The organism is Microbispora sp. CL1-1, assembly GCF_012034195.1.
Lineage (GTDB): Bacteria > Actinomycetota > Actinomycetes > Streptosporangiales > Streptosporangiaceae > Microbispora.
This window is the reverse complement of the sequence record NZ_JAATEK010000163.1, coordinates 1-695: the sequence shown is the minus strand read 5'-3', so window position 1 is coordinate 695 and position 695 is coordinate 1. Positions and strand designations below refer to the sequence as shown.

The 695-nt window shown below is 71.9% G+C and carries 1 protein-coding gene; it reads right to left on the bottom strand.

Going from position 1 to position 695, the window contains the following annotated elements; translation table 11 throughout:
• Nucleotides 1-695, bottom strand: a 695-nt coding sequence (locus HCK04_RS40425) for a hypothetical protein (protein ID WP_168066709.1), incomplete at both ends; no start/stop codon positions are given.

The window sequence follows — 695 nt, the reverse complement described above, 5'->3', positions numbered from 1 at the left end:
GCCTGCGATGGCGGCGCATCCGAAGCCGTCCCGCCCGAAGACGCTGTGTCCGAAGGTGCTGTGTGCCAATGCGCGCCACCGTCGGCAGGCCATGCGGAGCCGCCCCGCGTGGCGTGCGGTGCTCCAGACTGAGTCGCGGCGCGGTCGCAGCAATCGCCCTTGGTGGGCGCGGTCTCGTCGCTCTCGGCAGAGCTGGTGCTCGTGGTGTTGTCGTCTTCGGCGGAGTTGGCGTTCGCGGTGTGGTCGCTCTCGACAGCGGCGGTGCTTGCGGTGTCGCGCGGCTCGCACTCGCCGGGCCGCCGCTCACCGGCTCCACAGTCGCGAGCCTCCTCGTCGCGAAGTCCGCTCGTCGCATAGGGAGAGCCCGTTGCGGAGTCGGTGCTTTCGGCGTCGCCGTCGCAGTCGCCGGTGGCAACGGTCTCGTTCGGGGCCTCGGGGTTTCCGGTCGCGTGGTGAGTGTGGCCGCTGGGGGCGCTGTCGCTGAGGTCCGCGAGGTGGTCGCCGGTGTCATCGGCCTCGGCGGGTGCAGGGGCGCCGGTGTGGTCCTGGCCTTGTTCGAAGCCCTCGGCGTCCCGCGCGTTTTCGACATGGTCGGCGGTGTCGTCGGCCTGGCCCGGCTCGTCAGTGGTCCCGGTGGTGTCGGGGGCGTAGTCGCTGGGGGCGCTGTCGCCGAGGTCTGCGCAGTGGTCGCTGAC